Source organism: Pararhodobacter sp. (genome assembly GCF_036802785.1).
Classification (GTDB): domain Bacteria; phylum Pseudomonadota; class Alphaproteobacteria; order Rhodobacterales; family Rhodobacteraceae; genus Pararhodobacter.
Window position 1 is genome coordinate 22,726 of sequence record NZ_DAIRVN010000016.1, and the last position, 23,721, is coordinate 46,446.

Annotated in this window: 21 protein-coding genes; 11 read left to right on the forward strand and 10 right to left on the reverse strand. The window is 65.3% G+C overall.

All coding sequences use genetic code 11. The annotated features are described in order from the left end of the window. Positions 1 to 179 precede the first annotated feature (179 nt). Genes zwf through V7Q53_RS07955 form a run of 3 tightly spaced genes read left to right on the forward strand, consistent with a single transcriptional unit; the run spans position 180 to position 3,043 of the window. Positions 180 to 1,628 (forward strand): glucose-6-phosphate dehydrogenase, encoded by a 1,449-nt coding sequence (gene zwf / locus V7Q53_RS07945; protein WP_333827997.1) that lies wholly within the window; start codon positions 180 to 182, stop codon positions 1,626 to 1,628. Then, complete coding sequence (gene pgl / locus V7Q53_RS07950; RefSeq protein ID WP_333827998.1) at positions 1,628 to 2,299, forward strand: 6-phosphogluconolactonase; 672 nt, start codon at positions 1,628 to 1,630, stop codon at positions 2,297 to 2,299. Before zwf ends, pgl begins: the two co-directional genes overlap by 1 nt. Positions 2,300 to 2,302: 3 nt before the next feature. Next, entirely contained in the window at positions 2,303 to 3,043 is a 741-nt protein-coding gene (locus V7Q53_RS07955) for a DUF1007 family protein (protein WP_333827999.1), read from the forward strand. A 15-nt stretch (positions 3,044 to 3,058) separates the two neighbouring features. On the opposite strand, the gene V7Q53_RS07960 is transcribed toward V7Q53_RS07955, so the two are convergent. After that, the gene (locus tag V7Q53_RS07960; RefSeq protein ID WP_333828000.1) at positions 3,059 to 3,469 is read right to left on the reverse strand and encodes an RrF2 family transcriptional regulator; all 411 of its coding nucleotides are present in this window, start codon (positions 3,467 to 3,469) and stop codon (positions 3,059 to 3,061) included. 215 nt (positions 3,470 to 3,684) lie between these two features. Between V7Q53_RS07960 and V7Q53_RS07965 the strand changes: the two genes are divergently transcribed. The 8 genes from V7Q53_RS07965 to V7Q53_RS08000 are packed head-to-tail and all read left to right on the forward strand — an operon-like array spanning position 3,685 to position 12,754. Further along, a complete protein-coding gene (locus V7Q53_RS07965) occupies positions 3,685 to 4,059 on the forward strand; it encodes a hypothetical protein (RefSeq protein WP_333828001.1) in 375 nt (124 codons plus the stop codon). Between the two features lie 3 nt (positions 4,060 to 4,062). Then, the gene (locus tag V7Q53_RS07970; protein WP_333828002.1) at positions 4,063 to 6,270 is read left to right on the forward strand and encodes a 4Fe-4S binding protein; all 2,208 of its coding nucleotides are present in this window, start codon (positions 4,063 to 4,065) and stop codon (positions 6,268 to 6,270) included. After that, the gene (nosZ, locus tag V7Q53_RS07975) at positions 6,263 to 8,209 is read left to right on the forward strand and encodes a TAT-dependent nitrous-oxide reductase (RefSeq protein WP_333828003.1); all 1,947 of its coding nucleotides are present in this window, start codon (positions 6,263 to 6,265) and stop codon (positions 8,207 to 8,209) included. The genes V7Q53_RS07970 and nosZ overlap by 8 nt, the downstream gene beginning before the upstream one ends. Positions 8,210 to 8,211: 2 nt before the next feature. Beyond that, entirely contained in the window at positions 8,212 to 9,558 is a 1,347-nt protein-coding gene (locus V7Q53_RS07980) for a nitrous oxide reductase family maturation protein NosD (RefSeq protein WP_333828004.1), read from the forward strand. Beyond that, positions 9,527 to 10,432 (forward strand): ABC transporter ATP-binding protein, encoded by a 906-nt coding sequence (locus V7Q53_RS07985; RefSeq protein ID WP_333828005.1) that lies wholly within the window; start codon positions 9,527 to 9,529, stop codon positions 10,430 to 10,432. Before V7Q53_RS07980 ends, V7Q53_RS07985 begins: the two co-directional genes overlap by 32 nt. Continuing rightward, positions 10,429 to 11,250: an ABC transporter permease gene (locus tag V7Q53_RS07990; RefSeq protein ID WP_333828006.1), complete on the forward strand. Its 822-nt coding sequence runs from the start codon at positions 10,429 to 10,431 to the stop codon at positions 11,248 to 11,250. Before V7Q53_RS07985 ends, V7Q53_RS07990 begins: the two co-directional genes overlap by 4 nt. After that, a complete protein-coding gene (locus tag V7Q53_RS07995) occupies positions 11,247 to 11,837 on the forward strand; it encodes a nitrous oxide reductase accessory protein NosL (RefSeq protein WP_333828007.1) in 591 nt (196 codons plus the stop codon). Before V7Q53_RS07990 ends, V7Q53_RS07995 begins: the two co-directional genes overlap by 4 nt. 2 nt (positions 11,838 to 11,839) lie before the next feature. Further along, a complete protein-coding gene (locus tag V7Q53_RS08000; protein WP_333828008.1) occupies positions 11,840 to 12,754 on the forward strand; it encodes an FAD:protein FMN transferase in 915 nt (304 codons plus the stop codon). Positions 12,755 to 12,873: 119 nt separating this feature from the next. On the opposite strand, the gene V7Q53_RS08005 is transcribed toward V7Q53_RS08000, so the two are convergent. From V7Q53_RS08005 to hutI, 9 genes are all read right to left on the reverse strand, one after another. Then, complete coding sequence (locus V7Q53_RS08005; protein WP_333828040.1) at positions 12,874 to 14,418, reverse strand: TRAP transporter large permease; 1,545 nt, start codon at positions 14,416 to 14,418, stop codon at positions 12,874 to 12,876. After that, complete coding sequence (locus V7Q53_RS08010; protein WP_333828009.1) at positions 14,418 to 14,918, reverse strand: TRAP transporter small permease subunit; 501 nt, start codon at positions 14,916 to 14,918, stop codon at positions 14,418 to 14,420. The genes V7Q53_RS08005 and V7Q53_RS08010 overlap by 1 nt, the downstream gene beginning before the upstream one ends. Positions 14,919 to 14,976: 58 nt before the next feature. Then, entirely contained in the window at positions 14,977 to 16,065 is a 1,089-nt protein-coding gene (locus V7Q53_RS08015; protein ID WP_333828010.1) for a TRAP transporter substrate-binding protein, read from the reverse strand. A gap of 103 nt (positions 16,066 to 16,168) precedes the next feature. After that, positions 16,169 to 17,854: a urocanate hydratase gene (gene hutU, locus V7Q53_RS08020; RefSeq protein ID WP_333828011.1), complete on the reverse strand. Its 1,686-nt coding sequence runs from the start codon at positions 17,852 to 17,854 to the stop codon at positions 16,169 to 16,171. A 10-nt stretch (positions 17,855 to 17,864) separates the two neighbouring features. Further along, the gene (locus V7Q53_RS08025) at positions 17,865 to 19,010 is read right to left on the reverse strand and encodes an acyl-CoA dehydrogenase family protein (RefSeq protein ID WP_333828012.1); all 1,146 of its coding nucleotides are present in this window, start codon (positions 19,008 to 19,010) and stop codon (positions 17,865 to 17,867) included. Next, complete coding sequence (locus tag V7Q53_RS08030) at positions 19,003 to 20,199, reverse strand: CaiB/BaiF CoA transferase family protein (RefSeq protein ID WP_333828013.1); 1,197 nt, start codon at positions 20,197 to 20,199, stop codon at positions 19,003 to 19,005. The genes V7Q53_RS08025 and V7Q53_RS08030 overlap by 8 nt, the downstream gene beginning before the upstream one ends. Then, entirely contained in the window at positions 20,196 to 20,990 is a 795-nt protein-coding gene (hutG, locus tag V7Q53_RS08035) for an N-formylglutamate deformylase (protein WP_333828014.1), read from the reverse strand. The genes V7Q53_RS08030 and hutG overlap by 4 nt, the downstream gene beginning before the upstream one ends. Then, positions 20,987 to 22,504, reverse strand: a complete 1,518-nt coding sequence (hutH, locus tag V7Q53_RS08040) for a histidine ammonia-lyase (protein WP_333828015.1) — start codon at positions 22,502 to 22,504, stop codon at positions 20,987 to 20,989. Before hutH ends, hutG begins: the two co-directional genes overlap by 4 nt. Continuing rightward, positions 22,498 to 23,667 (reverse strand): imidazolonepropionase, encoded by a 1,170-nt coding sequence (gene hutI / locus V7Q53_RS08045; protein ID WP_333828041.1) that lies wholly within the window; start codon positions 23,665 to 23,667, stop codon positions 22,498 to 22,500. Before hutI ends, hutH begins: the two co-directional genes overlap by 7 nt. Positions 23,668 to 23,721 lie beyond the last annotated feature (54 nt).

The window sequence follows — 23,721 nt, forward strand, 5'->3', positions numbered from 1 at the left end:
TGAAGGGTGAATGTCTGCGCGGATGGCCGCTGCGGGACGGGGGGCTGTCTGCCCCCCACGGCCTGCGGCCTCCCCCCGAGGATATTTTTGAACAGATGAAGCAGCGATTGCGGTTTTTCCGGAACCGGCTTAAACCGGGGCAGTTAACGCTATCACAGTCGCGGACACGGAAGGTTTTCATGGTCGCACGCGTCATTCCCGTTGATCCTTTTGATCTGGTCGTGCTGGGCGCGACCGGCGATCTGGCGCAACGCAAGATTTTCCCCGCGCTCTGCCGTCGCCTGGCCGATGGGCAGATGCCCGCCGAGGGGCGCATCATCGGCGCTGCGCGCTCGGCCATGACGCCGGCGGAATTCAAGGCGATGGTCGCGGAAAGCCTGAAGGTCGATCATGGGGCCGCGCCGATATCGGCAGCCGACCGCGCGGCATTTCTGACGGCCATCGACTATGTCGCCGTCGATGCACGCTCGGACGAAGGCTGGGGCGCGCTGGCCGGAATGCTGCGCCCCGATGTGACGCGCGCGTTCTATTTCTCGGTCGCGCCCGCCCTGTTCGGCGATCTGGCGCAGCGGGTGACCGAACACGGCCTTGCCACGCCCGAGACGCGGATTGTCGTGGAAAAGCCCTTTGGCCATGATCTGGAGACCGCGCGCGCGCTCAACGCCATTCTGGCGCGCCATTTCACCGAGGCGCAGATCTACCGGATCGACCATTATCTGGGCAAGGAGACGGTCCAGAACCTGATGGCGGTGCGCTTTGCCAATATCCTGTTCGAGCCGCTGTGGAATGCGCGCTTTGTCGATCATGTCCAGATCACCGTGGCCGAAACCGTGGGCGTGGGCGGGCGCGCCGAATACTATGACCATTCCGGCGCGATGCGCGACATGGTGCAGAATCATCTGATGCAGCTTCTGTGCCTGATCGCCATGGAACCCCCGTTCAACTTTGAGCCTGACGCGGTGCGCGACGAGAAGCTGAAGGTGATCCGCGCGCTGGACCCGGTGGCGCAGGATGACATCGTCCGCGGGCAATATGGCGCGGGGCCTGATGGCCCGTCCTATGGCGACGAGGTGGAGAACCCGCAATCTACCACCGAGAGCTATATCGCGCTCAAGGTCGGCATTTCGAACTGGCGCTGGAAGGGCACGCCCTTTTATCTGCGCACCGGCAAGCGGCTGGCGGCAAGGGCCTCGGAAATCGCCGTGATCTTCCGCGACCCGCCGCATTCGATCTTTGGCGAGGATGCCGAGTGGCGCGAGAACGTGCTGGTGATCCGGTTGCAGCCCGATGAGGGGATGACGCTGCGGGTGATGATCAAGGAACCCGGCCCCGGCGGGATGCGGCTGAAGGATGTGGCGCTGGATATGTCCTTTGCCGAGGCGCTGGGCGATGATATGCAGATCCCCGATGCCTATGAACGGCTGATCATGGATGTGATCCGGGGCAACCAGACCCTGTTCATGCGCGGCGACGAGGTTGAGGCCGCCTGGGCCTGGAGCGACCCGGTGATCGCGGGCTGGCAGGACGGCGGGGCACGCGCCCTGCCCTATGCCGCAGGGTCAGCCGGGCCAGCGGCGGCGGCGGACCTGTTGCAGCGCGACGGGCGGCTTTGGCGGGAGATCGGGTAATGAACGTCATCGACTATGCTGACAGCGACATGCTGATGATATCGCTTGCGGGCGCGCTGTCGCGCGACCTGCGCGCAGCGCTCGCGCGGCGCGAACGGGCGACATTCTGCGTGCCCGGCGGCACCACGCCCGGCCCGGTGTTTGACCTGCTGGCGGCGGTGGAGCTGGACTGGTCGCGCGTCGATATCGTGCTCAGCGATGAGCGCTGGGTGCCGGAAGATCACCCCCGCTCCAACGCCGCGCTGGTGCGGCGGCGGCTGTTTCAGGGCCCGGCGTCGGCGGCGCGGCTGGTGCCCTTCTGGCGGCCCGGGATGGAACCGGCGGAAGCGGCCGAAGCGCTGAGCGCCGAGATTGCGCCGCTTCTGCCGCTGGATGTGGCCTTGCTGGGTATGGGCGCCGATATGCACACCGCCTCGCTGTTTCCCGGCGCGACGCGGCTTGATCTGGCGCTGGCCGATGACGCGCCGACGGTCATGGCCATGGCGGTGCCGGACCAGCCTGAGCCGCGCCTGAGCCTGACCGCGCCGGTCCTGCGCAATGCCTTTGCGCTTCATCTGGTGATCACCGGCGCGGAAAAGCGCGCCGCGCTGGAACGCGCCCAGGGGGCCGACCCGCTGGATGCCCCGGTGGCCGCACTGCTGGATCAGGCGATTGTGCACTGGTCGGAATAGGCTTTGGGCGCGCAACGGCTTGAGCGCCGCGCGCCTCTGCCCTATCTGGGAATGAAGCAACCGTCCGGGCCCATGCATCGCTTCACGCTTCTTGCCACCGTTCTGGCCACGCTGGCCCTGCCCGCCGCCCCGGCGCGCGCGCATCCGCATGAGTTTATCGAGGCCGCGCTTGAGCTGCGGTTTGACGGGGCGGGCGCGCTGAGCGAGATCGGCGTGGAATGGCGCTATGACGCTTTCACCACCATGCTGATTCTGGCCGATCTGGGCCTCAACCCCGCCGCCGAGGCCCTGTCGCCTGAGGATGAGGCGGTGCTGGCCGGTTTCGATCTGAACTGGGTGGAGGGGTATAACGGCGATCTCTGGCCGCTGCAGGGCGAGGAACCGCTTGCGCTGGGTCCGCCGGAGCCGGTTGCGACGCTGCTGGAGGACGGACAGATTGTCTCGCGCCACCGCCGCCCGGTGCTGACCCCCGCTGACCCGGCGCAGGGGCCGCTGACCCTTCAGGTCTATGATCCTGAATACTACATTGCCTATACGATTGCCGGTCAGACCAGTGTCAGCGGGCGGGATGATTGCCGCGCGCGCATCTTTGTCCCCGATCTGAGCGCCGCGAGCGCCCAGCTTGAGGCCGCGCTGGACGAGCTTTACGCGGGCGGGATTGCCGACCCGGAGGAAGATTTTCCGCGCGTCGGGCGCGACTTTGCCGAGGAAATCCGGCTGGACTGCGGCCCCGGGGCCGACTGACGCCACCCGCCGCCCTCAGAGCGTGATCTTGCCTTTGACGGCGTCGGCCAGCGTATGGGCGTCAAACACCTGAATAAAGGCCGCAAGTGCGCGGGCCATCAGCGGCGGCAGGTTGCAATGGGGGGCAAGCATGCAGCCATTGTCCGGCCCCATGCATTCAACCAGCCTGAAATCGGGCTCTGTCTGCCGGATCAGGGCGCCGAGGTTGATCTCTTCGGGCGCTTTGGCCAGCGTAAAGCCGCCGCTGCGCCCGCGCTGGCCGCGCAGATACGCCAGTTGCGTCAGCGTCAGGACAACTTTCTTCACATGCGCCCGTGAGATGCGGTTGACCTCGGCTGTCTCGTCAATGGTGACCAGCCGGTCAGCATGCATCGCCGCGTAGATCAGAACGCGCACAGAGTAATCGGTGAACTTGGTAAGCCGCAAATCTTGCTCCCTTGGCGTGGTGAACCAGCCTACTGCCGGGGCAAGGGGGCGCGCAAGGGCGCAGCGGTGAGGGGGAAAGCGGGCGCAGGCCATGTTTTGTGCCCTGTGCGCGCGGAAGGCTATGCGGCTGACGCAGGGTCAAAGGGCTATTCCATTTGACCCATATCAAGGTCAGCGCACGATCCTCCTGTTTAAGTGCCCTCATGAATAGCCCTTTGCGATCCGCTCTCATCACCCTCACCCTCGCTTTTGCGATGGCGGCGGGTGCTGTGGTGCATGGCATGGCGCTGGCCGCCCCGCCGCGCCACCTGTCCGGGCTGCATGAAATTGTCATCTGCGCCGCCGGTTCGGCTGAGACCGTCATCACCCTGGATGCACAGGGCAACCGCGTTGACCCCGCCGGGGAGGATTGCGCGCCACTGCCCTGCCCGGATTGCCTGAGCACGGTCGCTTTCGCCCTGCCCCCGGCGCAGACCGCGCACGCGCGCCATGAGGCGGGCAGCGATGCGCAACTGCCACCCCGATCGCTGAACCACATCCAGCGCCGCTTTACCCCTCAGGCGGCCCGTGGCCCCCCGCACAAGGTCTGAACCATGCGTCCTGCCCCCCTTTCCGCTCTCCGCGCGCTTCTGCTGCTGCTGGCGCTTCTTCTGCCCCTTTCGGCCGGCGCCCAGACCCCGCATCTGCAACGCTTTCTGGCCGAAACCGACCCCGCCACGCTGAACCCGCAGGCCGATGGCTATGGCCCGATGCGCGATGACGCGCCGGTTGCCCCCCTGCTGCGCGGGACTGAGCGGATCGGCTGGGTGTTCATCACCTCGGATTTCGTGGGCACCACCGGCTATTCCGGCAAGCCCATCCATATCATGATCGCGCTGGACGATGACGCGCGCATTCAGGGGATCAATCTGGTCCACCATTCCGAGCCGATTGTGCTGATCGGCATTCCGGAAGCGCGCATCCGCACCCTGCTGGACCAGCATATCGGGCTTGATCTGGCGGCGGTCGATGCGGCGGGCGGCACGCTGAGCGAGCTGAACATCATCTCGGGCGTGACGGTCACCATCATGGTGATCGACGATTCCATCATCCGCTCGGGCATCCGGGTGGCGCGGCTTCTGGGGTTGGGCGGGCTGGCACCGCAGACCGCCCCAACCGGGCCGCGCTTTGAGATCAATGCGCAGGCCGCGCCCGCGGGCGGCTGGTCGGCGATGGTCGGCGACGGCACCCTGCGGCGCATGACGCTGGAAGTGGCCGAGGTCAACGCGGCCTTTGAGGCGCTCGAAGACCCCCGCGCCGCCCGCCGCCCGATCAATGAGGCCGATGACGCGCTTTATATCGACCTGTTCACGGCCCCCGTCAGCGTGCCGGGGATAGGGCGCGCACTGATGGGCGCAGCTGAATACGCCAATCTTGAGAACTGGCTGGAAGAGGGCGAGCATGCGATCCTGCTGGCCGGGCGCGGGCTCTATTCCTTCAAGGGTTCGGGGTATGTGCGCGGCGGTATCTTTGACCGGATCGTGCTGATCCAGGGCGACACCTCGGTGCGCTTCCGCGACCGCGATCACCGGCGGCTGGGTGACATCGCCACGCCGGGCGCGCCCCGCTTCAACGAGATGGATATCTTCCGAATTCCCGCTGAAGCCGGGTTTGACCCTGCCGCGCCATGGCGCATCCAGCTTCTGGCGCAGCGCGATGTGGCGGCGCTGGAGCGGGTCTTTACCACCTTCGATCTGGGTTACCAGCTTCCCCGCGCCTTCCTTACCGAGTTGGCGCAGCCCGCGCCGGTGGCGATGGCCGATGTCCATGACGCGCAGGCCGAGCGCGCCGCGCAGATGGCCTTGATCGAGCGTATCTGGCATGACCGGCGGGCCGAGATCGCGGTGCTGGTGGCGATGCTGACGGTGCTGACGGGGGCGTTCTTCTTTCAGGGCTGGCTGACCCGGTCAGAGCGCGTAACCTACTGGTTCCGCATGGGTTTCCTGACACTGACGCTGTTCTTTCTGGGCTGGTATGCCAATGCGCAACTGTCGGTCGTCAATATCATGGCGCTCAGCCAGTCGCTGGTGGCAGGCTTCAGCTGGCAGGCCTTCCTGCTGGACCCGATGACCTTCATCCTGTGGTTCTCGGTCGCCGCCGCGCTGATCTTCTGGGGGCGCGGGGCCTATTGCGGCTGGCTGTGCCCCTTTGGCGCGCTGCAGGAGCTGACCAACCAGATCGCCCGCAAGTTGCGCGTGCCGCAAGTCACCCTGCCCTGGGGTCTGCATGAACGCCTCTGGCCGATCAAATACATGATCTTCCTTGCCCTTTTCGGCGCCTCGCTGGCGTCACTGGAATGGGGCGAGCGGCTGGCCGAGGTGGAGCCGTTCAAAACCGCGATCGTGCTGAAATTTGACCGCGCATGGCCGTTTGTGCTGTTCGCCGTCGCCCTTCTGGTCGCGGGCCTGTTCATCGAGCGCTTCTTCTGCCGCTACCTGTGCCCGCTGGGCGCGGCGTTGGCGATCCCGGCGCGGATGCGGATGTTCGACTGGCTCAAGCGCTACAAGGAATGCGGCAACCCCTGCCAGACCTGCGCCAATGAATGCTTCGTGCAGGCGATCCATCCGACGGGTGAGATCAACCCCAATGAATGCCTCAACTGCATGCATTGCCAGGTGCTTTACCAGTCGAAAACCAAATGCCCGGTGGTGATCCGCCAGTTCAAACGGCGTGAGGCCGTGGGCGGTGCGCCGCGTGCGCTGAACATGCCGAACCGGGCAGCAAAGACCAAACCATCAACCAAGGAGACTGACAATGTCTGACAAATCACAAATACCGGGCATCAGCCGCAGGGGGCTTCTGAGCGCGACGGCGGGAACTGCGGTTCTGGGTGGCATGGGCGTGCCGCATGCGGCGATGCTGGCGGGCGGTGCTGCTGCGCTGACCGCCGCCTCTACCAGCCGCGCCGCAGCCGCCGTTGACGATTCGCATGTCGCGCCGGGGCAACTGGATGAATACTATGGCTTCTGGTCCTCGGGTCAGTCGGGCGAGATGCGCATTCTGGGCGTGCCGTCCATGCGCGAGCTGATGCGCATTCCGGTGTTCAACCGCTGCTCGGCCACCGGCTGGGGCCAGACCAATGAATCGCTGCGCATTCACCAGCGCACGATGAGCGAGAAAACCCGCAAGTATCTGGAGGCCAACGGCAAGAAGATCCACGACAACGGCGACCTTCACCATGTCCATATGTCCTTCACCGAGGGCAAATATGACGGCCGCTTCCTGTTCATGAACGACAAGGCCAATACCCGCGTGGCCCGGGTGCGCTGCGACATCATGAAATGCGATTCGATCCTTGAGATCCCCAACGCCAAGGCTATCCACGGCCTGCGCCCGCAGAAATGGCCGCGCACCAACTATGTCTTTGCCAATGGCGAGGATGAGGGCCCGATGGTCAATGACGGCACCATTCTGGATGACCCGTCGCAATATGTGAACTTCTTCACCGCCGTCGCGGCGGATGAGATGGAAGTGGCGTGGCAGGTTATGGTCTCGGGCAACCTGGACAACACCGATGCCGATTATGACGGCAAATATGCGTTTTCGACCAGCTACAACTCGGAAATGGGCATGAACCTGCCCGACATGACCGCTGCCGACATGGACCATGTCGTGGTGTTCAATATCGCCGAGATCGAAAAGGGGATTGAAGAGGGCGATTATGTCGAGCTGAACGGCGTCAAGGTGATCGACGGGCGCAAGGGGGTGAACAAGAAATACACCCGCTACATCCCGATCCCCAACAACCCGCACGGCTGCAACATGGCGCCTGACAGGATCCACCTGTGCATCGGCGGCAAGCTCAGCCCCACGGTGTCGGTGATCGACGTGCGCAAGCTGGATGCGCTCTTTGAGGATGACGCGCTTGACCCGCGCTCTGCCGTGGTGGCCGAGCCTGAGCTGGGCCTTGGCCCCCTTCACACCGCGTTTGACGGCAAGGGCAATGCCTATACCACGCTGTTCCTCGATAGCCAGATTGTGTTCTGGAACATCGAAAAGGCGATCGAGCTTTACGACGGCGCTGATGTCGATCCGATCATTTCCAAGACGGATGTGCATTACCAGCCCGGCCACAACTCCACCTCGATGGGCGAAACGCTGGATGCCGATGGCAAGTATTTCGTGTCGATGAACAAGTTCTCCAAGGACAGGTTCCTCAACGTCGGCCCGCTGAAGCCTGAGAACGAGCAGCTTTTTGTCATCGATGGTGACAATCTGCGGCTGGTTCATGACGGCCCCACCTTCGCCGAGCCGCATGATTCCATCCTTGTGCACCGCTCGCTCATCAACCCGCTGCATGTCTATGACCGCAATGACCCCAGCTGGTCCGAAACCCGCGCGCAGGCTGAGGCCGATGGCGTGGATATCGACGACTGGATGGAAACCGTGGTGCGCGACGGCAACAAGGTGCGCGTCTACATGACCTCGATGGCGCCGAACTTCAGCCTTGAAAGCTTCACGGTGACGGAGGGTGACGAGGTGACGGTGATCATCACCAATCTTGATGACATCGAAGACCTCAGCCACGGGTTCTGCATGGGCGATCATGGCGTGGCGATGGAGATCAGCCCGCTTCAGACGGCCTCAGTGACCTTCGTGGCCGCCAAGCCGGGGGTTTACTGGTATTATTGCCAGTGGTTCTGCCATGCGCTGCACATGGAAATGCGCGGCCGCATGTTCGTTGAGCCGAAGGAGGCCTGATCATGCGCGGCCTGCGTTTTCCGGTGCTGGTGCTGGCGGCCCTGCTCGCGTTTGCGGGCGTGGCGCTGGCCGACGAGCGGCTGGTGCCCGCCCAGCCGGGGGCGCTGGCCGCCGCCATCGCCGGGGCCAGCCCCGGCGATGTGCTGATCCTTGCGCCGGGCCGCCACGATGGCCCGGTGATACTGGACCGCGCCGTGACCCTTGACGGGGGCGGCGCGGCACAGCTTGTTGGCGATGGCCGCGGCTCTGTCGTCACTGTCACCGGCGCGGATGTGACCCTGCGCGGGCTGGAAATCAGCGGCTCGGGCTCGGACCATCAGTTGGTGGATGCCGGGGTGAAGCTTGACCGCAGCGCCGAGCGCGCGGTGGTTGAACACAACACCTTCACCGGCAATCTGGTGGGTGTGCATGTCTTTGGCGCGCGCGACAGTCAGGTGCGCGACAACGTTGTCCTTGGCCGGCAGGACCACCGCATGAACGACCGTGGCAACGGCATCTATGTCTGGAACGCGCCCGGCACCGTGGTTGAGCGAAACGACATCCGCTATGGCCGCGACGGGATATTCTCCAATACCTCGCGCGACAACATCTTCCGCGACAACCTGATGCGCGACCTGCGCTTTGCGGTGCATTTCATGTATACCAACATGAGCGAGGTTTCCGGCAATATCTCCATCGGCAACCGGCTGGGTTTTGCCATCATGTTCTCCAACCGCGTGGTCATCACCGACAACATGTCACTGGGCGACATGAGCCACGGCTTGATGCTGAACTATGCCAACAACGCCGATGTGCGCGGCAATCTGGTGCGCGGCGGCACGCAGGAAAAATGCACCTTCATCTATAACGCGCATCGCAACCTGATCCACGGCAACCGCTTTGAGGGCTGCGAGATCGGCATCCATTTCACCGCCGGGTCCGAGCGCAACGCGATCACCGGCAATGCTTTCATCGGCAATCAGACGCAGGTGAAATACGTCGGCACCCGCGATATCGAATGGAGCCATGAGGGGCGCGGCAACTTCTGGTCCGACCATCCCGCCTTTGATCTGGACGGCGACGGCATCGCTGACAGCCGCTTCCGGCCCAATGACCTGATGGACCATATCCTCTGGTCGCAGCCCGCCGCCGCGCTCCTGCTCGGCTCCCCGGCCGTGCAGCTGATCCGATGGAGCCAGGCGCATTTCCCCGCCACCATGCCCGGCGGTGTGCTCGACAGCTTCCCCCTTACCCGCCCCGTGGAGATCGCGGTTCCCGAACACATCGCCCGGATGGAGGCCGAAGCCCGGCCCGCCTGGCGCTATGGAAGACAGACAGATGACAGCGCTGACCCTCTTACAGCTCACTAAGACCTTCGGCACCAACCGCGCGCTTGATGGCGTCGGCTTCAGCGTGGCGCCCGGCGAACGGGTGGCGCTGCTGGGCCATAACGGCGCGGGCAAATCGACGCTGATGAAGATCATCCTCGGGCTGATCCCCTTTGACAGCGGCACCGCCTCGGTGCTGGGTGCCACGCCCGGCAGCCATGCGGCGCGCCGTCAGGTTGCCTATCTGCCTGAAAACGTGGCCTTTCACCCCGCGCTGACCGGGCAGGAGCAGTTGCGCTACTACCTGCGGCTGCGCGGCGAAAACCCCGCCGCCGCCCTGCCCCTGCTCAAGCGCGTGGGCCTTGGCGATGCCGCCACGCGGCGCATCGGCACCTATTCCAAGGGCATGCGCCAGCGCGTGGGCCTTGCGCAGGCGCTGATCGGCAACCCCCGGCTTCTGGTGCTGGATGAGCCCACCTCGGGCCTGGACCCGGTGTCACGCCGCGAGTTCTACTCCATGCTGGATGAACTGGCGGCCGAGGGGGCGGCGATCCTCTTGTCGTCGCATGCCCTGACCGAGGTTGAGGCGCGGACCGACCGCATCGTGATCCTGTCCCGGGGCAGGATGGTGGCCAATGACACGCTGGCCGCCCTGCGCCGGCTTGCCGCGCTGCCGGTCCAGCTGCATGTCATGGCTCGTCCCGGTCAGGCCGATACGGTGGCGCGCCATCTCAACGCCGCGCGCCTGAACGGGACGATGGTTGCGCTGAGCTGCACGCCTGAGGACAAGCTTGCGCGCCTTGGCGAGATCACCGCGCTTGGCCCGATGATCGAGGATATCGAAGTGATCCCCCCTTCGCTGGAAGACCTCTACAGCCATTTCTCGCGCCAGCCCGACGGAAGGAACCTGCAATGACCCGCATCTTCGCCTCAGCCGGTGCCGAATTCCGCATCGCGCTCCGCAACCGCTGGGTCACCATCGCGGTGGCGATGATGGCGCTGTTTTCCATGGTGCTGTCGGCGGCGGGCAGCGCCCCCACCGGCGCGCTGGGGGTGGACAAGCTTTCGGTCACCGTCGCCAGCCTGACCAGCCTTGCGGTCTATCTGGTGCCGCTGGTCGCGCTTCTGATGTCATTCGACGCCATCGCCGGCGAGGTGGAGCGCGGCACCCTGCCCCTTGTGCTGACCTATCCGGTCAGCCGGGCCGAGCTGCTTCTGGGCAAGTTCACCGCCCATCTGGCGATCCTCGCGCTGGCGGTGGCGGTTGGCTATGGCATCGCCGCCGGTGCCGCCCTTTACCTTGACCCGCGCGCCGGTGACGGGCTGCCCGCCCTCTGGCGCCTGTTCTGGACCTCGCTTCTGCTGGGCGCTTCCTTTCTTGCCATCGGCTACGCGCTCTCCGCCATCGCCCGGCGGCCCGGCGCGGCGGCGGGGCTGGCGATCGGCCTCTGGCTGGTGATGATCGTGCTCTATGATCTGGGCCTTCTGGCCGCCGTGGTCGCTGACAGCGGCGGCACTTTCACCACGCGGGTCTTTCCCTGGATGCTGATCGGCAACCCTGCCGATGCCTTCCGCCTCTATAATCTCGCCGCCTCCGAGGCCACCGCCGCCGCTGCCGGAATCGGTGGCGCGGCCAACACCATCCCCGCCAGCCACGCGCTGACCTCGATCCTGCTGTGGCCGCTGGCGGCGCTGACACTGGCCATACTGGCCTTCCGCAAGGTGACCCCATGACCCGGCTCCCTCGTATCCCCGCCCTCCTTGCCCTCGCCCTTCTGGCGCTCGCGGCCTGCCGCGAAGACAGTGCCAGCGCGCCCCCCGCGCCCGTCACCATGACGGCCGAGGCGGTGGGCCATTACTGCCAGATGAACCTGCTCGAACACCCCGGCCCCAAGGCGCAGGTGCATCTCGATGGCATGCCATGGCCGCTGTTCTTCAGTCAGGTGCGCGATGCGGTGGCCTATCAGCGGATGCCGGAACAAAGCCACCTGATTTCAGCGCTCTATGTGTCCGACATGGGGGCCGATGGCGCGCATTGGGACAGCCCCGGCGCCGATAACTGGATCGCGGCGGCGGGGGCCCATTTCGTCACCGGCGCGGCGGTCGAAGGGGGGATGGGCGCGCCGGAACTGGTTCCCTTCGCCTCCCGCGAGGCCGCGCAGGCCTTTGCGCAGGAACATGGCGGCACGGTTCAGGCCCTTGCCGATATCCCGGACAGCGCCGTTCTCGCCCCCGTCACCTTTGACGAGGATATCGGCAGCGACGATGACGCCGATTTCAACGACCGCCTGCGGGCCCTGTCCCGCGAACTGGAGGGCTGAGCATGTCCGCACTTTCCCGCCGCCGCTTCCTTGCCATCGCCGCCGCCGCCGCCGCCAGCCCGGCCCGCGCCACACCGCTGTATCAGTGGCGCGGCACCGCGCTGGGGGCGGATGCCTCCATAACGCTGGCGCATCCGCAGGCCGAAAGCATCGTGCAGCGCGCGCTGGCCGAAGTCGCCCGGCTGGAACGCATCTTTTCGCTGCATGACCACCGCTCGGCGCTGGTGCAGCTCAACACGCAGGGGCGGCTGGAGAATCCGCCCTTTGAGTTGCTGGAATGCCTCGCGCTGTGCCGCTCCGTCCACGCGGCCAGCGGGGGCCTCTTTGACCCCACCATCCAACCGCTCTGGGCGCTTTACGCCGAACACCACGCCATCAGCCGCCACCCCCCGGAGGGCCGCCTGCAAGAGGCCCGCAGCCGCACCGGCTGGAGCGGCCTGCGCTTTGACGCGCGCGCGGTGACCCTGCGCCCGGGCATGGCCCTCAGCCTCAACGGGGTCGCGCAGGGCGCCATCGCCGACCGGGTCGCCGACCTGCTGCGCGCCGAAGGGCTGAGCGATGTTCTGGTCAATACCGGCGAGTTCCACGCTCTCGGCGGGCAGCCGGGCGGCGGCGCCTGGCCGGTCACGCTGGATGACGGCCAGCGCCTCCACCGCGATGCGGTGCTGCTGGAAAACGCGGCGCTGGCCAGTTCGGCGCCGCATGGCATCACCTTTGATCAGGCGGGCATGGTCAGCCATATCCTCAACCCGCTGACCGGCCTGCCCGCCCCCGCCCGCTGGCAACTGATCAGCGTCACCGCCCCGCGCGCCGCGCTGGCCGATGCCCTGTCTACCGCCTTCTGCCTGATGGACCGCGCCGCGATCACCGCCACGCTCAGCCATTTCCCGCAGGCCCGGCTCGTCCATCCGGTCTGAACGCCGGTCTGCCCGCCAGTATGACCGTCAATCCGGCGCACGCCCCTTCATCTTGCCGGAAATACGCTGGGGGGTGAGCGGCGCCAGCCGCGAGGGGGGCAACGCCCCCCTCTGCCCGTTCAGAACACCGCTCCCGGCAGCCATGTGGCAATGGTCGGCATCAGCCAGATGATCATGATCGCCAGAATCTGCAGCACGATATAGGGCGCCACCCCCTGATAGATCATCCCCGTCGTCACCTCCGGCGGGGCCGCGCCGCGCAGGTAAAACAGCGAGAAACCGAAGGGCGGAGTCAGGAACGAGGTCTGCAGATTGACCGCGATCAGCACGGCCAGCCAGATCGGATCATGCCCCATCAGGATCAGCGGCGGAATCAGCAGGGGCAGCAGGATCACCGAGATTTCCACGAAATCAAGGAAGAAGCCCAGCACGAAGATGAACAGCATCGCAAAGATCAGCGCCCCCATCGCCCCGCCCGGCAGCGCCTCCAGAATAGCCGCCACACGGTGCTCACCGCCCAACCCGACGAAGACGAGGCTGAAGAACGAGGCCATCAGGATGGTGGCAAAGATCATCGCGGTGACGATCATCGTCTGCGCCAGCGCCGGCTTCACCAGCCGCTCGCGCATCAGCGCCCAGAGCGCGGCCAGCACAGCGACAATCCCCACCAGCCCCAGCACCGCATAGCCACTCGCCATCAGATACTGCACCAGCCCGGTGTCTGAGCGTTGCAGCCGCACCGGGGCAATCCCCGCCGCCACCGCCAGCGCCAGCAATGCGCCAGCGCCCGCAAGGATCAGCCAGCGCGGCGCGCCCCGGCGATAGCCTGCCAGCAGGATCGCACCGACCGCGCCCACACTCGCGGCCTCGTTGGGTGAGGCGACGCCGCCCAGAATGGCACCCAGCACCGCCACGATCAGCAGAACCGGCGGCACCACCGCGCCGAACACCTCGGAATGCGACACGCGCTCAAGGCGTTCGCGCATCGCGGGCGCGTCGCCCGGGATCAGCCACGCCCGGCCCAGGATATACAGGATATAGATGCCCACCAGCAGGAAACCGGGCACCAGCGCCGCAGCGAATGTCTGGCCGACCGAGATGGTCTCGATGCTGAAGCGGCCCTGCTGATACTGCGCCTGCTGAAACGACGTGGACATCACCTCGGCCAGAATGATCAGCAGTGTCGAGGGCGGGATGATCTGCCCCAGCGTGCCCGCCGTGGCAACCGTCCCCGCCGCCAGTCGCGGGTTATAGCCGTTGCGCAGCATCGCGGGCAGCGCGATCATGCCCATCGCCACCACGGTCGCGCCGACAATCCCGGTCGAGGCCGCCAGAAGCGCCCCCACCAGCACCACCGACACCCCCAGCCCGCCGCGCATGGCGCCGAACAGGCGGCCCATGGTTTCCAGCAGGTCTTCGGCGATGCGCGATTTCTCCAGCACCACACCCATCAGCACGAAGAGCGGAATGGCGGTCAGCACCGGGTTGGTCATCACCGCGAAAAAGCGTTGCCCCAATGCGCCCATCAGGTTGATCGAGAACACATCGAACCACCAGCCCATCAGTGCAAAGGCGGTGGCCACCCCGGCAATGGTGAAAGCCACCGGATAGCCCATCAGGATAAAGACGATGAGGGCCGCGAACATCCACAGGTCAAGCGCCATCATTGGTCTCCCCGCAGGCGGATCACATCGCGGATCAGGGCGGAAACCCCCTGAATCAAAAGCAGCACGCAAAACGCCGGCACCAGCGATTTCAGAAGGTATGAGGCCGGAATGCCGCCCACCGATATCGGCCCCTCAAGGATCGCCCAGGAGCGGCGCACCATCGGCCATGACCAGTAGAGCAGCATCACCAGCGACGGCCCCAGAAGCGCCAGATGGCCGAAGATATCGACCAGCGCCTGACGGCGCGGGGAAAAGCGGGCATAGAAGATATCCACCCGCACATGGCCCTGCGCCCAGAGCGTATAGCCCGCGCCCAGCATGAAGATCGAGGCATGCAGATACAGCACGCTCTCGTTGATGAAGATCGAGGAAAAGCCGAAGACATAGCGCAACAGCACAACGGCGAATTGGACCAGCACCATGGTCAGTGCCAGCCACATCACCACCGCGCCGACCGCGCGGTTGATCCAGTCCAGAGCATCGGCCAGTCGCGCCATCCGCTACCCCCTTCCAAGCAAGGGCCGGGCGGAAATCCGCCCGGCCGGGACACCCTTCTTAGCGGGCGTAGGTGAAGTCAAGGCTGCGCGAGGCAAGCTGCGCGGCTTCGGCATGCGGCTGGTAACCGGCCATCAGATCGCGGTAGGCGATGAAGCTTTCCGTGATGCGCGCCACCAGCTCGTCGCTGTCGTTGCGCATCTCTTCCAGCACCTCACCCATGGCATTGCCCTGCGCGATGATGATCTCCTCGGGCCACTGGCGCACCTGCGTGCCGCCCGCGATCAGCTCACGCAGAGCCATCGCGTGCTTGGTGTTATATTCGGTATGCACCACGTTATAGAGGCTTTCCGCCGCCATCTGCACCGCGCCCTTGAGGTCATCTTCCAGCGCGTTCCAGGTGTCGAGGTTGATCGCGCATTCCTCGGCCGACGAGGGCTCACCCACGCCGTTGTCGTAGTAATAGGGCGCGACCTGCTGCAGACCCAGCGCCGAATCCGACCACGGGCCGATGAACTCACCCGCATCCAGTGCGCCCGATTGCAGTGCCTGGAACATCGCCGGGCCCGACATCGCCTCGACGGCAACACCGAGTTTCGACATCACTTCCGAATTGAGGCCGGTGGTGCGGTATTTCATGCCGCGGATATCATCCAGCGAGGTGATCTCATTGCGGAACCAGCCGGCCCATTGCGGACCAGAGTTGCCGCAGAGGAAGGGCTTGAGGTTGAAACGGCCGTACATCTCGTCATACAGCTCCTGCCCGCCGCCATGCAGCATCCAGCCGTGCTGCTCATTCGCGGTCAGGCCCAGCGGCTGCGAACCGAACAGCAGGATGCCCTTGGATTTGGAACCCCAGTAGGCGGGAACGGCGTGGTAGATATCGGCCGTTCCCTCACCAACGGCGTCAAACACGCCCGGCCCCGGAACGATCTCGCCCGCGGCGAACAGCTCGACCTCGATGCGCCCGCCCGAAAGCGTGGTGATCCGGTCAGCCAGCATCTGGGCTGCGACACCCGGCCCGGGCAGGTTGCGCGGCCAGGCCGAGACCAGCCGCCACTGGCGGGTGTTTTGCGAGAGCGCCGGGGTGGCGAGCGTGGCCGCTGCGGCACCTACCGTTGCGGTGGTCAGAAATGCACGTCTTTTCATGGGATACTCCCCTTGGTTGGTGGTTGGTCGTTGCCCCGCCGGGGGGTGCAGGTTGAGGGTGCGGAAGCCTCCGGCGGGGATATTTTTGAACAGATGAAGCCCCTCAGCTTTTCAGAATGCCCGGCAGATTGAGCCCGTGTTCGCGCGCGCAATCAATGGCAATGTCATAGCCTGCGTCGGCATGGCGCATCACGCCGGTCGCGGGGTCATTCCAGAGCACATTGGCAAGGCGCCGGTCGGCATCCTCACTGCCATCGCAGCAGATGACCATGCCCGAATGCTGCGAAAAGCCCATTCCGACCCCGCCGCCGTGATGAAGGCTGACCCAGGTCGCACCCGATGCACAATTGAGAAGCGCATTGAGAAGCGGCCAGTCGCTGACGGCATCCGAGCCGTCCTTCATCGCCTCGGTTTCGCGGTTGGGCGAGGCGACCGAGCCCGAATCAAGATGGTCGCGGCCGATCACCACCGGGGCTTTCAGCTCACCCGAACGCACCATCGCGTTGATCGCCAGCCCGGCCTTGTGCCGGTCGCCCAGCCCGATCCACATGATCCGCGCGGGCAGCCCCTGAAAGGCGATGCGCTCGCGCGCCATGTCGAGCCAGTTGTGCAGATGGGTGTTCTCGGGGAAGAGTTCCTTCATCTTGGCGTCGGTCTTGTAGATATCCTCAGGATCACCTGAGAGCGCGGCCCAGCGGAACGGGCCGATGCCGCGGCAGAAGAGCGGGCGGATATAGGCGGGTACGAAACCGGGGAAGGCAAAGGCGTTTTCCAGCCCCTCTTCAAGCGCGACCTGACGGATGTTGTTGCCGTAATCCAGCGTCGGAACACCCGCGTTCCAGAAATCGACCATCGCGGCGACATGGGTCTTCATGCTGGCACGCGCGGCTTTTTCGACTTCCTTGGGGGCGGATTCCTGTTTGGCGCGCCAATGGGCGACAGACCAGCCGATGGGCAGATAGCCGTGGATGGGATCATGGGCCGAGGTCTGGTCGGTGACCATATCGGGGCGCGGGCCGCCCGCCTGCATGCGTTTGAACAGCTCAGGGAACACCTCGGCGGCGTTGCCGATCAGAGCTACCGACTTGGCCTCGCCCGCCTTGGTCCACTCGTCAATCATCGCCAGCGCCTCATCGAGCGTATGGGCCTTGGCGTCGCAATAGCGGGTTCGGATGCGGAAATCGGCGCGGGTCTCATCGCATTCAACAGCCAGACAACAGGCGCCTGCCATTACCGCCGCCAGCGGCTGCGCGCCGCCCATGCCGCCCAGACCGGCGGTGAGGATCCATTTGCCTTTCAGATCGCCGCCGTAATGCTGGCGACCGGCCTCGGCGAAGGTCTCATAGGTTCCCTGAACAATGCCTTGCGTTCCAATGTAAATCCACGATCCGGCGGTCATCTGGCCATACATCGCCAGACCCTTTTTATCCAGTTCGTTGAAATGGTCCCATGTCGCCCAATGCGGCACCAGATTGGAGTTGGCGATCAGCACGCGCGGCGCATCCTTATGGGTGCGGAACACGCCCACGGGCTTGCCGGATTGCACCAGAAGCGTCTGATCTTCCTCAAGTTCTTTCAGCGAGGCCACGATCTGATCGAAGTCTTCCCAGGTGCGGGCGGCGCGACCGATGCCGCCATAGACTACCAGCTCGTGCGGGTTTTCGGCGACATCGGGGTGCAGGTTGTTCATCAGCATCCGCATCGGCGCTTCGGTCAGCCAGCTTTTCGCGGTGATCTCGGTGCCGGTGGCGGGGTAGATATCGCGGGTATTGTGGCGCGGATTGGTCATGATTGCCTCCTCAGGCGGCCAGCAGATGGCCGGCAATGATGTTGCGTTGAATCTCGGATGAGCCCTCATAGATGCGCATGATCCGCACATCGCGGGCGTAGCGTTCCAGCGGGAAATCACGGGTGAACCCATAGCCGCCGTGGATCTGGATCGCCTTGTCGGTGACGCGATGGGCCATTTCGCTGGCGTGCAGCTTGGCCATGCTGGCCTCTTGTGAGAAGCGGGTGCCCTGCTGGCGCAGGCGCGCGGCCTCCAGCGCCAGCAATTCGGATGCACGCAGGTCCAGCGCCATGTCGGCCAGCATCCAGCGGATGCCCTGCTTTTCGGCCAGCGGCTCGCCGCTGATGATACGGGTTTTCGCCCAGTCGGTCGCAGCCGTCAGCGCGGCGCGAGCAATGCCGATGCACATGGCCGCCACTTCCAGCCGCCCGTTATCCAGCACCTTCATCGCGGTGCGGAAGCCCGAACCCTCAGCCCCCAGCCGCTGGTTTTCCGGCACCCAAAGGTCCAGATCCAGCTCCCAGACATGCCCGCCGCGCAGGCCCATGGTTTTCTCGGCCCGGCCCGGGGTGAAGCCTGCGGTGCCCTTGTCGACGACAAAAGCCGAGATGCCCTTGTGGCGCGCGGCCGGGTCAGTGACCGCATAGAGCACCACGAAATCGGCCACGCCACCGTTGGAAATGAAGCACTTGCGGCCCTTGATGCGGTAGCCCTCACCCTCGCGCGTGGCGCGGGTTTTCATATCGGCAGGGTCTGAGCCGGCGGTGGGTTCGGTCAGGCCAAACGCACCCAGTTTCGCGCCGGTCGCGGCATCGGGCAGGTAGCGTGCGCGCAAAGCATCATCGCCGCCGATCAGCAGCGAGTCGGTCGCCAGGTAATGCGCTGTCAGCGCCGATACAGTCGATCCGCAGCCCCCGGCGATGACCGACACCGCCTTCAGGATGGCCTGCGCCGAGATATCCGCCCCGCCCCATGCCTCCGGCAGGTTCGCGCCCATCATCCCGGTCTCAGCCAAAGCGGCCAGTTGTTCATGCACAAAGGCGCCCTGCTCGTCGGTCTCAGCGGCTTTGGGGGCCAGCTTCTCGGCGGCGAAGCGCTCCAGCATGGTGATGAAGCTGACTTCCGTGTCGTCGAGCATATGGTAAAGATCAGCCATCTGCGGCCTCCATAATGATCCCTGCATCCAGCAACCCGGTGATCTGCGCCTCAGACAGGCCAAGGGCCGCAAGCGTGGCGCGGGTTCCCGCACCAAGCGCGGGCGCGCCGGATTCCGCCATTGGTTTGACCCCGTCAAAGCGCACCGGCTGACCGACAACCGGCGCGCTGCCCAGCCGGTGATGCGGCAAGACCTGCACCAGATCGCGGGCGCGGGCATGCTCGCTCTGCGCAGCTTCGGCCAACGTCAGAATGGGGGCTGCCGGGATATGGGCGGCGCGCAGCGCGTCGATCAGCGCCGCCGTGGGGCGGGTGGCGGTGAAGCCCTCGATCAGTGTGCGGACCTGCGGTTCATGGCGCGTACGCTCCTCATCGCTGGCAAAGCGCGGGTCATTCGCCGCGTCCGGCTGGCCAACCAGCGTGCAAAGCGCGGCGAACTGGCGCGCGCCAAGGGCTGCGATGATCACATGGCCATCCAGGGCGCGATAGGCGCCGAAAGGGGTGGAAAGCGGGTGGCGGTTGCCGGTGCGGGTGATGGGCTGCTGCGCGTACAGATGCAGCGCGTGGCTGGTGGGCAAGAGCGCGAAAAGCGCGTCAAACATCGCCACATCAAGCGTTGAACCCGTACCCTGCCGTTCGCACCCGACAAGGGCCGCGCAGATGGCCCAGGCGGCGTAGAGCCCCGCCATCAGATCGCCCATGGCCTCACCCACCTTGAGGGGCGCGCCGCCTTCCTCGCCGGTCGCATCCATCAGGCCGGACATGGCCTGCACGACGATGTCATAGGCGGGAAGCTGGGTGAACGGGCCGGACTGGCCGAAACCCGAAATCGAGCAATAGACGAGGTTGGGGTTCTCAGCGCGCAGCCGCTCGGCGCCAAGGCCCAGCTTGGCCGCCACACCGGGACGGAAATTTTCCACCACCACGTCACAACTTGCCGCAAGACGCCGCGCAAGCGATTGACCTTCTTCACTTTTCAGATCAACCACCAGCGATTGCTTGCCCCGGTTGGTCAGGGCGAAAAGTGCGCTTTCGCCTTGCACGAAGGGACCGATATGACGGTAATCATCGCCCTGCGGGGGTTCCAGCTTGATCACCTGCGCGCCCAGATCGGCCATCAGGGCGGTGCAGAATGGCCCGGCAAGCACCCGCGTGAGATCAAGAATTCTGATACCTTCCAAGGGCTTCATGGCCGAAGGTCCAGCACTTTTTCCGCGAGGGTTTCCAGAATTTCAGCCAGCACCGGGCGCAGCCGGGCGGCCTTTTCGTCGCTGTAGTCAAAGGGCGGTGCCTCGGTCTCAAGATGGGTCGCTTGCGCAAGCTCCATCTGGATCGCATGGAAGCCTGCTTCGGGCTGGCCATAGTGCCGGGTGGTCCAGCCGCCCTTGAAACGGCCGTTGAGGATATGGGTGTAACCCTTTGCTTTCGCGCAGATATCTACCAAAGTTTCTTGCAGAACAGGTGCGCAGGTCACGCCGTTCACCGTTCCGATGTTGAAATCCGGCAGGGTGCCTTCGAACAGGAACGGAATATGGGCGCGGATCGAATGGCAATCATAGAGCAGCGCCACGCCATGCAGGGCATGGACCCGCGCCAGTTCGGCCTGGAGCGCGGCGTGATAGGGCGCGTGGTAAGCAGTGCGCCGGGCCTCGATATCGGCGGGATCGGGCGGATCGGCCCAGATATCCACACCGTCAAAATCGGTCAGCGGGACAAGGCCGGTGGTGTTCTGACCCGGATACAGGCTTTCGCCGTCAGGCGGGCGATTGGCGTCGATTACATAGCGGTGGAAGGTGGCGCGAACTGTGGTAGCACCGGGCAGCAAGCCATTGTAAAGACGGTGGATATGCCAGTCGGTATCGGGCAGTATCTGACCCTGCGCATTCAGCCGCGCCATGATATCGGGCGGAACATGGGTGCCGGTATGCGGCAGGCCCAGCACGATGGGGCTGTCACCGCGGGTAATTTCAACCGGGTTCATAGCGCAAGCTCCAGCGCTGCGGCGCGCAGCAGGCTGCCGTCGCGGATCAGGGCGCTCGCCGCCTCAATCTCAGGCGCGAGGTAGCGATCGGATTCCAGCCCCGGCGCCTTGGCGCGCAGGCTGGCCATCGCGGCCTGCAACCGGGGCGAGGTTTCCAGCGGCGCACGGAAATCAATTCCCTGCGCGGCACAAAGCGCCTCAACCCCCAGAATTACCGAGAGATTCGCGTTCATACGCCCCAGCCTGCGCGCGGCATGCGCGGCCATGGAGACATGGTCTTCCTGATTGGCCGAGGTCGGGGTGGAATCGGTTGAACAGGGGTTTGCGAGGTGCTTGTTCTCGCTCATCAGCGCGGCGGTGGTCACTTCGGCGATCATATAGCCGGAGTTGAGCCCCGGATCGGGCGTCAGGAAGGGCGGCAGATCATGGCTGAGCGTGGGATCGACCATCAGCGCCACCCGCCGCTGCGCGATCGCTCCGGTTTCGGCCAGTGCAAGAGCGATGATATCAGCAGCAAAAGCAACGGGTTCCGCGTGGAAGTTACCACCAGAAATGATGCCCGCAGCAACCACCAGCGGGTTGTCGGTGACGGCATTCGCCTCCACCTCCAGCGTGGTGGCGGCAAAGCGCAGAAGGTCCATCGCGGCGCCCGCCACCTGCGGCTGGCAGCGGATGCAATAGGGGTCCTGCACGCGGGCATCGTCATCACGGTGGCTTTCGCGGATCACCGAGCCCGCCATCAGGTCGCGCATCGCCTGCGCCACCTCGATCTGGCCGCGATGCCCGCGCAGCGCGTGGATTTCGCCCTCCAGCGGCGCAGTGGAGCCCATGATCGCGTCGGTGGACATGCAGGAAGTTACCAGCGCATTCAAAAGGTTGCGCCAGCCTTCAAACAGCCCGACCAGCGCCAGCGCGGTAGAGAACTGGGTGCCGTTGATCAACCCCAGCCCCTCTTTGGGGCCCAGAACCACGGGCGCCAGCCCCGCCGCAGCCAGCGCCGCAGCGCCACTCATCCGCTGGCCCTGATAAAAGGCCTCACCCGCGCCGATCATGGCCGCCGTCATATGCGCCAGCGGCGCCAGATCGCCCGAGGCCCCGACCGAGCCCTGCACCGGCACTACCGGGATAACCCCGCGTTCCAGCATCGCCTCGATCAGGGCGATTACCTCCCAGCGCACGCCGGAGGCCCCGCGCCCAAGGCTCAGCAGCTTGAGCGCCATCATCAGCCGGGTGGTCGCAGGCTCAAGCGGCTCACCCACGCCGCAGCAATGGCTGAGGATCAGGTTGCGCTGCAGGGTGGCGGTATCGCCGGGCGCGATCTTGACCGAGGCAAGCTTGCCGAAGCCGGTGTTCACACCGTAAACCGCTTCATTGCCATTCGCCGCGCGTTTCACGGCGGCGGCAGCCGCATCGACCCCGGCGCGCGCCGCAGGGTCAAGCCGCGCGGGAACCCCCTCGCGCCACAGGTTCTCCAGTTGCGCCAGCGTGGTGGCACCGGGGGTCAGGGTCAGCATGCGCTTCCTCCGAAATAGCGTTGGTGCAGCGGGTTGAAGCCGATGCGATAGGCCAGCTCGGCCGGGGTTTCCACGTTCCAGACCGCCAGATCGGCGCGCTTGCCCGGCGCGATCACGCCGCAATCGTCCAGCCCCAGCGCGCGGGCGGCATGCACGGTCACCCCGCGCAGGGCCTCATCCGGGGTGAGGCGGAACAGGGTGCAGGCCATGTTCATGGTCAGCAGAAGCGAGGTGAACGGCGAGGAGCCGGGGTTGCAATCGGTCGCCAGCGCCATCGGCACGCCATGGGCGCGGAAGGCGGCAACCGGCGGCAGTTGCGTTTCGCGGATGAAGTAATAGGCGCCGGGCAGCAGCACCGCCACGGTACCGGATGCCGCCATCAGGCGCGCGTCATCGTCATTGGCGTATTCGACATGATCGGCGGACAATGCGCCGTAGCGGGCCGCGAGCGCCGTGCCGCCCAGATGCGACAACTGCTCGGCATGCAGCTTGACCGGCAGGCCCAGCTCAACCGCCACATCGAACACGCGGGCGATCTGCTCGGGGGAAAAGGCGATGCCCTCGCAAAAGCCGTCAACCGCATCGACCAGCCCCAGCGCATGGGCCTTGCGCAGGGTGGGCAGGCAGACTTCCTCCAGATAGCTGTCGGCGCCCTGCCCCTTTGGCACCGCATGGGCGCCCAGAAAGGTGGTGCGCACCCGCACCGGGCGCTCATCCGCCAGCCGCCGGGCAACGCGCAGCATGGCCAGTTCGGTGTCGCCGTCCAGCCCGTAGCCGGATTTCACCTCGATGGTTGTCACTCCCTCGGCAATCAGCGCGTCCAGCCGGGGCAGCGCCTGCGCCAGCAACTCGGCCTCAGACGCGTTGCGGGTGGCCGCGACGGTAGAGATGATCCCCCCTCCGGCCCGCGCGATTTCCTCATAAGAGGCACCTTCAAGCCGCATCTCGAATTCACGCGCGCGATGGCCGCCATGGACGATGTGGGTGTGGCAATCAATCAGCGCCGGGGTGATCAGCCGCCCTGCCATATCCTGCTGTTCGGCCTTGGCATGCGCGGCGGGCAGATCGGCCTCAGGCCCCGCCCAGAGCACCTTTTCACCGGCCATCACAACCGCCCCACGCGCCATGACAGGCGCCTCCATTGTGGCCAGTCGGGCGTTCATCAGAACCTTTGGGGCAGGTGTTTCCATCTTGATTCCCTCTCGATCTTGACGCAT

Excerpts from the sequence above, each read along its gene's own strand:
- zwf (WP_333827997.1), top strand. The coding sequence starts at position 180 with ATGGTCGCACGCGTCATTCCCGTTGATCCTTTTGATCTGGTCGTGCTG.
- pgl (WP_333827998.1), top strand. The coding sequence starts at position 1,628 with ATGAACGTCATCGACTATGCTGACAGCGACATGCTGATGATATCGCTT.
- V7Q53_RS07970 (WP_333828002.1), top strand. The coding sequence starts at position 4,063 with ATGCGTCCTGCCCCCCTTTCCGCTCTCCGCGCGCTTCTGCTGCTGCTG.
- nosZ (WP_333828003.1), top strand. The coding sequence starts at position 6,263 with ATGTCTGACAAATCACAAATACCGGGCATCAGCCGCAGGGGGCTTCTG.
- V7Q53_RS07980 (WP_333828004.1), top strand. The coding sequence starts at position 8,212 with ATGCGCGGCCTGCGTTTTCCGGTGCTGGTGCTGGCGGCCCTGCTCGCG.
- V7Q53_RS07985 (WP_333828005.1), top strand. The coding sequence starts at position 9,527 with ATGACAGCGCTGACCCTCTTACAGCTCACTAAGACCTTCGGCACCAAC.
- V7Q53_RS07990 (WP_333828006.1), top strand. The coding sequence starts at position 10,429 with ATGACCCGCATCTTCGCCTCAGCCGGTGCCGAATTCCGCATCGCGCTC.
- V7Q53_RS07995 (WP_333828007.1), top strand. The coding sequence starts at position 11,247 with ATGACCCGGCTCCCTCGTATCCCCGCCCTCCTTGCCCTCGCCCTTCTG.
- V7Q53_RS08000 (WP_333828008.1), top strand. The coding sequence starts at position 11,840 with ATGTCCGCACTTTCCCGCCGCCGCTTCCTTGCCATCGCCGCCGCCGCC.
- V7Q53_RS08005 (WP_333828040.1), bottom strand. The coding sequence starts at position 14,418 with ATGGCGCTTGACCTGTGGATGTTCGCGGCCCTCATCGTCTTTATCCTG.
- V7Q53_RS08010 (WP_333828009.1), bottom strand. The coding sequence starts at position 14,918 with ATGGCGCGACTGGCCGATGCTCTGGACTGGATCAACCGCGCGGTCGGC.
- V7Q53_RS08015 (WP_333828010.1), bottom strand. The coding sequence starts at position 16,065 with ATGAAAAGACGTGCATTTCTGACCACCGCAACGGTAGGTGCCGCAGCG.
- hutU (WP_333828011.1), bottom strand. The coding sequence starts at position 17,854 with ATGACCAATCCGCGCCACAATACCCGCGATATCTACCCCGCCACCGGC.
- V7Q53_RS08025 (WP_333828012.1), bottom strand. The coding sequence starts at position 19,010 with ATGGCTGATCTTTACCATATGCTCGACGACACGGAAGTCAGCTTCATC.
- V7Q53_RS08030 (WP_333828013.1), bottom strand. The coding sequence starts at position 20,199 with ATGAAGCCCTTGGAAGGTATCAGAATTCTTGATCTCACGCGGGTGCTT.
- hutG (WP_333828014.1), bottom strand. The coding sequence starts at position 20,990 with ATGAACCCGGTTGAAATTACCCGCGGTGACAGCCCCATCGTGCTGGGC.
- hutH (WP_333828015.1), bottom strand. The coding sequence starts at position 22,504 with ATGCTGACCCTGACCCCCGGTGCCACCACGCTGGCGCAACTGGAGAAC.
- hutI (WP_333828041.1), bottom strand. The coding sequence starts at position 23,667 with ATGAACGCCCGACTGGCCACAATGGAGGCGCCTGTCATGGCGCGTGGG.